Raw genomic sequence first — 9,348 nt, forward strand, 5'->3', positions numbered from 1 at the left:
CGCGCTCTCCAAGACCGCATTGAACTTGTCTTGCGAACTCCAGCTTTCGCTGTCAGGGGCGTTGCCAGGTAGCAGGCGTCCTCGCCCACGAGCGGCATTACGCCAGTTGTATATGGTCGCTTCGGATATGCCTTCTGCCTTGGCCACTTCCACCACTGTGCGATTGTGCGGTGCTAGCAACTGCTTCAGGATCGCTTCCTTACGCTCTTCAGAATACTTCATCGGAATCTTCTCTCTGCCCCCGTCAGGGTTCAAACTCTAACAGCAATTCAGGTTCCAACTATTCTGACAGCGGGGGGGGAGCAGGTCTGCTTTACTTCGCGGCGTGCGTGGAGGCGAACGGCGCTGTTTCGACGATGGCATACGGGCGTGTTTTATCAAATGGAAAACGGGCCATTTTAGCAAACTCCCTCCCCGCGCCCTGCTCTCGGGCGGTAGGCAAATTTCTGGATTGGGCCACGTTGACATACATACGGTCTTCGTCGCTGGTCCCTCAAGTGCTTGCGCGTTTTAAAAACTGCTCGGCTGCCCGAATACGTCGATCGAGTTCGGTCGTCACATACCGGGACGTAGTCGCCGGCGACGCGTGCCCCATATTGTCTTGGACAATATCGAGCGGCATGCCCGCTTCAATCATGTGCGTGCCGTAGGTGTGGCGCAGCCAATGGGTCGTCGCCGCCTCCAATCGCTTCGCCCCTTTCGGATCTCCTTGCTGCAGATGTCCGGCCGCTTGCATGAACAACCGTCGAAAGGCCTTGGCGAGACCTAAGGGTGTGACCGCTTGCTCATGATGCTGACCGCTGCGGGTAAGACTCGCGATGATGGGGGTCTCCGCTTGCCAATACGTGGGTTCGATCGGCAGTCCTCGCCAACCAAGATAGCGAGCGAGCGCGTCCATCACCACCGATGGGATCGGCACGACCCGCGTTTTGTGTCCCTTCCCTCTCACGCGCAGCGTCCACGCCATCCCAATGTCGTCGTCGACCCATTTCGTTTCCAGGTGACGGAGTTTCACGGCACACAGTTCTGACACCCGTAACCCCGTGGCATAGGCCAGGATCAGCATGCACTGCGCGCGCTGCCCCCACGGAAGATGTGACGCCTCGTCAGCGAATCTCGCTAAAAAGCCATATTGCTCCCGAGTGAGCGCGTGGAGTGCCTTGGACGACGCAGCATCGCGCTCTTCTGCCGTTAGCTTATTCCCCAACCACGGATTGAAGTCGAGGTAACGCATGTCGACCAACCAAGTAAATAGCGCGTGCAGTACCCGATGCGCGGTCGCGCGGCTGGACGGCGCGAGTGGTCCGACAAACGGGCGCCAGTGCGGCGACCAGCGCTCGATGCCACGCGGCGCCGTCCACTGGCGCGGCGGTGCTTTGATAAATTCCCGGTAAGCGGCAATGTCGGCAACATTGAGCGAAGACAACGCTTTACCGCGCTCGAAGACACTCCACAGTAAAATTCGCTCGGCCTGCGTGCGGTAGCTGCGCCAGGTTGCCGACTCTTTCGGGTGCGAATTGAGCCACGCCTGAATCGCCTCCCAGTCATTGGTCGCGCCCGTTTGGTTCTTGCCCGGTGCGCCACGATTGGCACCCTCTGTGCCCGACAAAGCAACCGGCAACTGCAGGTTCTCTAAACAGGCGATGGTGGAGGTCGCTACGCTTGCGGCGAGCAAATCGGTGCGCGATTGCGTGCGCAACGGCGTTCGGGCGCGCTCGGCCACCGTCGGGGTCACGCTCGCCGCATTGGCGACGAGCCACGTCACGATGCGCTCGGCCGTCTCGGCACCCAGGCGCGGCACCCGCATGAACCAGCGGTGACCGGTGCCGTTGATCGTACTGACCAGCTGACCCAACGTCAGGATCTTGACGTTCGCCAGGCGCGCCGCGATGGACGGATCAAACCACGTATCAATAGGGTGTTCATTGGCCGGTGCTTCCGCGACTACTTTTTCGAGGCGCTGCAACGCCGCAAGCCGGCGCTCGCGCAAACGCAGTCCGCGCCGCTCTTCGCGCGACAAGGCCGCCCCGGGATACGCCGCACGATAGTGCAGAAGCAATTCGGTTTCGGTATAGACGCCGTGCGGGTCGGTTTGCTCGCGGTACTCTTCCAGCGACGGCGTGTCAGTCGCCGCATCCTCGGGTTCGCCCAAGCGTTTGGGTAATCGCAACAGCCGGATCGCTTCGCGGTCCCCCACGCGCCGCGCGGCGGCGGCCAGCTCGTCCTGCAGCCAGCGCAACGTCGTGCGCATGCGCCGGGGATCGCGCCCGCAAGCAAGATACCGGTCAGCCAGGACGCCGAGATTGATCGCTTCGGGTCCTTCGAGATATGCCCGATAGAACGCAAAGTGCGACAGCCCCAAACGGCGCGTATCCGACTTCATGGGCAGGCCACTCTATAGGTACATGCGTATGGTTCATTCCGACCGGCGCGCCCATGATGGGAGACAAATGCCTGCGTCGCATGCCTGCTCGCACATCTGTAGGCCATTGCGCTCCCCGGGTTTGCCGGCGCTGTTTCGATCGTCATACGCGCTACCTACTCCATTCGACCAAGGAAATGAACCCATGCCTGTCTGACCGCTCAACACTGCTTGAGATGCCCGTCGGGCGGGCCGTCCCCTCCCCTCTTCCGCGCCACCCCGTACTTTACCCTAAAAACTGCTAGTCACGATTAGGCTCATAATCATGACTAGCAAATCATCAAGAATGAGAGTCGAAAGGCGTGTCAACGTAGCGCCCTATCCTCATCGCAAGCCACAGCGCGCTAGCCACATCAGACAGGCGTGGCTGCACCCCTCCCCGCTTAGCGACAACATTGCCTTGCGTTAGTGTCTGAGATACAATGTATCTCAGTCATTTCAAGGAAAGCATCATGGCCACCACCACTATGGTTCACGTTCGCGTCGACGAAACCGTCAAAGCGCAGGCGACCGAAACGCTGGCAGCCATGGGCCTGACCGTTTCCGACGCGATCCGTGTTTTCCTGATGCGCGTGGTCGCTGACAAGGAACTACCTTTTGCCATCAAAGCGCCGAATGCCGCGAGCAGCGCCGCTATGTTGGAAGCTGACGAGATCATCCACGCCCGTCGCGCACGCTTTACCACCCCTGATGCTTTGCTGAATGACCTCGAAAAAGCTGCCCGCAAGTAAGCGCGCCACACTGCCTCGCGCCTCGGACTATACGAAAACGTTTCTGAAAGATTGGCAGCGTCTGTCCCACTCGGGACGGTACGATATGAATCGTCTTAAAGAAGCCATGACGATGCTCATTGCCAACGATGCCCCGCTCCCGCCAGAGTGGCTTGATCACGCGTTAGCAGGCGAATGGGCGCACCATCGTGAGTGCCACATCGGCGGCGACTTTCTCTTGATCTATACCCTTGACGACGCGGGCAAACATGGCCTCGTGGTTTTCGTGCGGTGCGGCACCCATTCCGAGCTGTTTTCGTAGCGACGCATGCCGATAAGCATACACACGAGGTTGGTCAATCTGAACCACAACAGGGGTGCCTTCGTTTCGTTAGGCAGATCTTGTTTTGAGAATAATCAGATCCGCGATTTGACCACTTCCCATACCGTGTTTCCCATCTAGCTAGCGCCTACGCCTTCAGGCGTCCGCCCTATTCAGCTGTCGGCATAGAGCATCAAGTAGCCAGCTCGTGCCGTCATAGAGCTAAGCCTGCTACTACGAGTTATCAGGCTTGAAAAGAATCCGGATTGGGCGTGTTTGCGTCGTGCCGTGTGGTCAAATCGACGGCGAAAGGCCCCCCTACCCTCTCCTGCTTACCATCGTGAGGCTGGTTCCACCGCTACCGCGCTAATCCGATGAAGCCGCATTCGTGACCGGGTATGGTGATAACGACGCGTGATAACACTATGTCGACGCCATGCCATAGTATTGCAGTTCATTAGAGTAGGGTTACGGTTGACGTGCCATCGGTCGATGTGTTTCCGATGATTCAAAGCACTTGGCGCTGGAGACGATCCGGCTACGTTGCAGTGTGGTGCGATTGGCGCTGGGCGCCTGTCTGGTTCTTAGCAAGCGCGCCTCTCCACGGGCATTCGCCCCCCTTCCCTACTCCGTTCCTGAATATAGGCTTTACGTCCGCACGGCGCGGGCGAGATGCTACAGTTTGTCTTTTTCGCAGGGTTTGCAGTTCATGCTCAGCATCACCGCTCTTTCCAACGCCTCGCTTGAGCTTGCTTTTGGGAGCCGTTCGGCCGACGCCGAGGCTTACCACTCGCCGCCGGTCAGCGTCGCACCGGGTGTGGAAATCATCGGCCTGCACTTTGACCAGGTCGACTTCGTCATCTTTTTCGCATCGGTTGAGGCCATGAGCGACGGCGATACTCCTTTCGCCCAGATGATGGCCGATGGGTTCAATCATCGAATTTTGCCGCCGGCGACCGCGCGGTTTGTTAAATTCGCCAGACGGGATGCAACGGAGGACAATACGATGTTCCGGCAGTCTGCGTGGCAGCTACGCAATCCCTATCGGCTACGCGGCTTTCAGGATGAGCTTGAATTTGCTTTGAGTGACCATGCGGTGGCTTTTCCTTCCGTACCTGAATATCTATTTACGCCGACGACTGATAAACTAGATCGTATGTACAGGCGCATGAGCGTGAACTTCGCTGCGGGCGAACTAGGTGTTACCTTCGCCCTCAAATATGCGCCCGATTCAGATACTGGAGGCTACTACTGCTATGAGAGAAAGTAAGACCTATGACAAGGCGGTTGCCTTGAATACCTTGGGCTACGCGCTCATTGCCGATCGCATTAAGACGGCCCACTTGGAGCCGCGGATCGTGGGTGAAGTTCGCGTCGCGACGTCGGACGAAAGACGCGCCGAGCGCGCTCGGTTCCGTGCGCGAGCCAAAGTAAAAGAAGACGTGCCGACGTTCTAAACACTCTCCTTCTGGTTTAAAGCGGACAGCGCCTTCGGGCGCTTATTTTTTGCTCAAATCAGTCCCAGCGATGGCCCATCGCGGTTCTTCCCTACGCCTGCCCTCGGCACAAATTGCGCTTCTGCAGTGCGGTCGTATCCTGATTGGCGCCACCGTGCTTTCACCGCTTTCTTTTGGCAACGCTGCGTCAATTTCTGAGAGGACAAGGTGGGTCACGCCAGTGGAAACAAGCTTCTGGATTTATCGGTGCGCAATCCTCGACGGAAGGCCGCGCCGCTACCATCTTTGCTAGAGGACGCGTTCAGGCGGCCGGTTGCTCTGGAGCATTAATACGAGGGCCTCGAATCATGGCACGGAGTGCCGATAAGGCTTCGCGTGGGTGCGCCCTTTGCTCTTCGCCAGTTGCACTCTGAACGCGTGTTCTCGCTTGCGGCGCCGAAAACGCCGCGTCAAGATCGACAGTCGCTTCGGTCCATTGCCCCGACGCAAGCGCCCGGATGAAATCTTTCTGCCAAGCACCAGCAGCGACCCGAGGAACGCGGTCATGAGCGTGGTCCAAAACCGCAGTAAGCCCATCAGAGGAAATCGCGATACGACGTGTCCCAGCCGTGTCGTAGAAAACATGTCCTGCGAGGTTTTCGATGTCACGACCAAGTTGTAGCATTTCACTATGCCGAGTTTCGACTTCTGCCTTAGCGCACTTTTGGTAGCGCGACAGTGCGGTGAAGTCGGTCGCACTTCGCAGCAGCGCCTGCAGATAGCAGATTGGCTTGGCGGCAGCTTTGAGATGTTGCCATGATGCCGCTACAACGTCGGATAGAAACTTGCCCTGACGCTTAGCATCGCGCATAAGTTTAAAAACTAAAAATTCATGAAATCCCAAATCCAGCAATCGTTGTAAATCGCTTGGGAGCTGGCCTGGTTGTCTCTGTTGAGAAGCAGGGTAAAGATCTCTCTTAATAGGGTCTGCCATGCTGTCAGTCCCTTCGGCCAAATTTTGAGATTGATCGTCGTTTGCAGCGCTCGATGATGATGAACGGGCATATCTCGGCGTCGTCTTTTCATTCAAGCCGAGGAGGGCGATTGCGCGCTCCGATAGAGCCAGGTAAGCCCGATTAAACCCAGCCCGACCAGCAACCTCCCACTGCTCATATCGAACGATAAGTCCAGCTTGAGCTAAGTCAGCCAGTGCACGGAAGAAGGTGCGCTCGGAGGTCATTGCTCGGTCTTGAAGGATGGCGCGACTAGCAAAGATTTTATCGTTGGGCCGAAGATTATCAACGGTGCGGGCGAGGGCGGCTAAGACGGCTCGTGCACGGTTCGAAATGCCGCTGAGATGGTAGGCGCGGTGCTCTGCGCGCAACGTGAGCCATTTGAGATTCGTGGCGTCAGTAGCATATTCCGGCGAGCGGGGCTCGTCCGATAAGGCGGTGAAGTTGGTGACAGCAGGGCGAATTTCACCCTCGCTGGCAACGTGCTGTTGCGCGATCGACATAATTCCGTCCATTTTTCAGTAAATGGATGACGGGTAGCTTGACTGTCGATCGCAATACGCTACACTTCGAGATGTGAGTTGTATCTCTTGGCCGTTTGCGACGGTGAAGTGTAGGGCGAGCAACAGCAAGCCCTGATTTATCAGAAAGCCCCTGGATTGGCGTCCAGGGGCTTTCGTCTTTTGTACTTAGATTACTTTATACATTCTGAGATCGTTGGTTTAATTCGGGCAGTTCGAAATTCTAAGTACATGATTTAAAAAGAGATAATTTTTATTATCTCTATGTCACTTCTCTTGCTAACCCTTCGAGATACGTCTGAATTTTTTCACGTAAAGCTTCCGCAACTTGCTCTGACGAAAATTCCAACCTGAATGTTTTCTTCGATGCCGTCATCGTGCAGAACACGGATCGGCCCGACTTAATCCGGACTTCCTTTCGCTCGACTACCGTCTTAGTTGACTTCGGCTCTGCACTTGCAAGCTTTACGGCATGTGCTTGATCGAGCTTGCCTTCCGCAAGTAACGCAACAGCGTCGATGACCTGTCTTGATTTTCCGCGTCGACTCAAAGACGCCAATGCCGCTCCCGCTTTAGAGCCCAAAAGATAAGGCTTCTCTGAGAGGGTGTTCAAAACGTCCCGCGGCAAGTCGTCGAAAGCCAGAAGATCGGAAACGATGGAATCACTGATGCCAGATTCCTCAGCCATCTGAGCCTGTGTCGTACCGGGGCGAGCCTCGCGTAGCAATTTGAAGCCTAGGTACTTCTCGTAATCGGTTATGTCATCCTGGAGCAAATTGGCATAAAACGCCGCAAGCGCTCTTTGCTCTTTCGCCCCAGAAAACAAAGTATAGGGAATAGTCTTTCGCCCAAATTCTTTGAATACATCCGACCGGTGATGGCCAGACACAATTTCCGCCTTACCGTCTTCAACTAGGCTAATTGAGATTGGTTGGATCAAGGGGTTGTGTCTTAGATTTTCCCGGAGTTCGTGGTATTTTTCGGGCGACATATACTTTCGCCGTCCCGGCACCTCGACGAGCTTGTCGAGGTCGATTTCGCCGGCCACGGAACTTTGCTTAAGACTCGCGTTTTCAGCCTGCAGCTCTTCAATCTGCGCTTTCCATTTCTGGGCGTCCAATCGAAAGGCACCAAGTTGGCCAGGCATTGTAGATGCAGCGCGTTCTGTGCGGTTAGCCGTAGACGCTTCGACGCGGGACGCTAGTTCAGCCGTTTTGCTAGCCAAACGATCCTGCAACTTGTTAGCCATTTATTTTCTCCGCTGCACGCCAGGCCCATACGTTTTGAATCTCGGCTTCGAGCTCATCGACCACTGCGTCAAACGAATCGATCGCACGATTGTAAGTTGCAGCGCTACCCTCGTAGTTTTGAAGGTCGTAAACCGTCTTGAACTCTGCACTTGCATTCTTAATTAGATCTGTGTCAAGAATTTCGGCGCGGCCCATTAACTCATGGTAAGTCTGCTGAATCCACGATTTCACAACATCTGTGGAGGCAGCCCGAGGTTTCACTTTTGCAAGGATGATCTTGATGAAAGCAAATTCTTTTTCCACCGACCGGCTTCCTTCGAGGCTAGTAAAAAGCTCCGCGAATTGTCTAAAGAATTGGGTGCTTGATGCGTAGTCTAAGGTTTCCGGCGGAAGGGGAATAACAAGACCATCGGTTGCCATAAAGCATCCGATCGAAAGATAGGCAAGGCTTGGCGGTGTATCAATTACGATAACATCGTACGTATCCCGGATAGTGTCCATAGCCTTTTCCAGTACTCGCCAGAATTCATAATCAGGATCGGATGCTTGTTTGTTAGGCAGATAGTAATCCGCTCCAAAAAGAGCCGAACACGACGGAATCAGATCTAAGTTATCCCAATAGCTTTGTATAGTCACAGCAGCGAGATCTGTCGCGTCTTCGTAGACGATTGGCATAACCGTCATTTCTTCAGTGACTTCGGGAGTTGGAACATATCCCATCAATGTTGTCGCTGACGCTTGCGGATCAAGGTCAATAAGTAAAACTTTGTGCCCACGCAATGTCAGGCCTTGCGCAAATGCAACACTGTCAGTAGTTTTGCCTACGCCGCCTTTGAAGTTTCCTACCGATAGGACGATTCCTTTCTCGCCTGGAGGGCGCGCCTTGTATGTGCCGCTCGCACGGATGAACTGCTGAGCTTCGGCAAGCGTGAATTCCCTATTACGACCGGAGCTGGTGACGGTTCCGGTGGGATACTCTCCCTTATTGCCGCGAGTGCACAGGTACTGAATTTGAGCCCTATCGAGCTTACATAATTTTGCAAGACGGCTGCTAGTAAGCATAGGCGCCATCTTTCGCGGCCAGGGCTCAAGCAAAGCATCGCGAAGGTGTGCAAGCGTTTCCTCTGCCCGATCAGCAATTGCGCGCAACTGCGCAATATCGATCGTATTCTTCAGAGGTGTAAGTTCCTTTAGCGCCATTCCGTACCTGCATTAGCATTTAGTCAGCGAAAATTGAAGAAAACCTCGAAAATCGATGACGGATAGATTTTCGGAATAATAGCCGGTAAACGGAAAAAGCTAAAGGTTTACTTTAACTAGACGAACATGGCGGTAGCAGGTCTCCCGGAACTGATCGGGTTCGGGGGGTTCGACAGCCCCCGCTGTCAGAATAGTTGGAACCTGAATTGCTGTTAGAGTTTGAACCCTGACGGGGGCAGAGAGAAGATTCCGATGAAGTATTCTGAAGAGCGTAAGGAAGCGATCCTGAAGCAGTTGCTAGCACCGCACAATCGCACAGTGGTGGAAGTGGCCAAGGCAGAAGGCATATCCGAAGCGACCATATACAACTGGCGTAATGCCGCTCGTGGGCGAGGACGCCTGCTACCTGGCAACGCCCCTGACAGCGAAAGCTGGAGTTCGCAAGACAAGTTCAATGCGGTCTTGGAGAGCGCG

The 9,348-nt window shown here is 55.2% G+C and carries 10 protein-coding genes; 5 read left to right on the top strand and 5 right to left on the bottom strand.

All coding sequences use genetic code 11. The features are described 5' to 3' along the window. Both OVY01_RS22610 and OVY01_RS22615 read right to left on the bottom strand, forming a co-directional pair. Positions 1-222: transposase (locus tag OVY01_RS22610; RefSeq protein ID WP_267849902.1), on the bottom strand; the 222-nt coding region annotated here is incomplete at its 3' end. Positions 223-493: 271 nt separating this feature from the next. Beyond that, on the bottom strand, positions 494-2,383 hold the full coding sequence (locus OVY01_RS22615) for a site-specific integrase (protein WP_267849903.1): 1,890 nt from the start codon (positions 2,381-2,383) through the stop codon (positions 494-496). Positions 2,384-2,874: 491 nt separating this feature from the next. On the opposite strand from OVY01_RS22615, the gene OVY01_RS22620 reads away from it, so the two are divergent. The 4 genes from OVY01_RS22620 (at position 2,875) to OVY01_RS22635 (ending at position 4,911) form a co-directional block, all read left to right on the top strand. Then, positions 2,875-3,153: a type II toxin-antitoxin system RelB/DinJ family antitoxin gene (locus OVY01_RS22620; protein ID WP_267849904.1), complete on the top strand. Its 279-nt coding sequence runs from the start codon at positions 2,875-2,877 to the stop codon at positions 3,151-3,153. Beyond that, complete coding sequence (locus tag OVY01_RS22625; RefSeq protein WP_267849905.1) at positions 3,125-3,454, top strand: type II toxin-antitoxin system YafQ family toxin; 330 nt, start codon at positions 3,125-3,127, stop codon at positions 3,452-3,454. Before OVY01_RS22620 ends, OVY01_RS22625 begins: the two co-directional genes overlap by 29 nt. A gap of 709 nt (positions 3,455-4,163) precedes the next feature. Then, on the top strand, positions 4,164-4,724 hold the full coding sequence (locus OVY01_RS22630) for a hypothetical protein (protein WP_267849906.1): 561 nt from the start codon (positions 4,164-4,166) through the stop codon (positions 4,722-4,724). Continuing rightward, positions 4,711-4,911: a hypothetical protein gene (locus tag OVY01_RS22635; RefSeq protein ID WP_267849907.1), complete on the top strand. Its 201-nt coding sequence runs from the start codon at positions 4,711-4,713 to the stop codon at positions 4,909-4,911. Before OVY01_RS22630 ends, OVY01_RS22635 begins: the two co-directional genes overlap by 14 nt. 301 nt (positions 4,912-5,212) lie before the next feature. On the opposite strand, the gene OVY01_RS22640 is transcribed toward OVY01_RS22635, so the two are convergent. From OVY01_RS22640 to OVY01_RS22650, 3 genes are all read right to left on the bottom strand, one after another. Continuing rightward, the gene (locus OVY01_RS22640; RefSeq protein WP_267849908.1) at positions 5,213-6,406 is read right to left on the bottom strand and encodes a hypothetical protein; all 1,194 of its coding nucleotides are present in this window, start codon (positions 6,404-6,406) and stop codon (positions 5,213-5,215) included. A 280-nt stretch (positions 6,407-6,686) separates the two neighbouring features. Further along, positions 6,687-7,673 carry a ParB/RepB/Spo0J family partition protein gene (locus tag OVY01_RS22645; RefSeq protein WP_267849909.1) on the bottom strand — a complete coding sequence of 329 codons (987 nt, stop codon included), beginning with the start codon at positions 7,671-7,673 and terminating at the stop codon, positions 6,687-6,689. Continuing rightward, positions 7,666-8,874: an AAA family ATPase gene (locus OVY01_RS22650; RefSeq protein ID WP_267849910.1), complete on the bottom strand. Its 1,209-nt coding sequence runs from the start codon at positions 8,872-8,874 to the stop codon at positions 7,666-7,668. The genes OVY01_RS22645 and OVY01_RS22650 overlap by 8 nt, the downstream gene beginning before the upstream one ends. Positions 8,875-9,126: 252 nt before the next feature. Between OVY01_RS22650 and OVY01_RS22655 the strand changes: the two genes are divergently transcribed. Beyond that, the coding region (locus tag OVY01_RS22655) for a transposase (RefSeq protein WP_267849902.1) at positions 9,127-9,348 on the top strand (222 nt) is incomplete at its 3' end.

It is taken from the genome of Robbsia betulipollinis (assembly GCF_026624755.1).
GTDB classification, from domain to species: Bacteria; Pseudomonadota; Gammaproteobacteria; order Burkholderiales; family Burkholderiaceae; genus Robbsia; species Robbsia betulipollinis.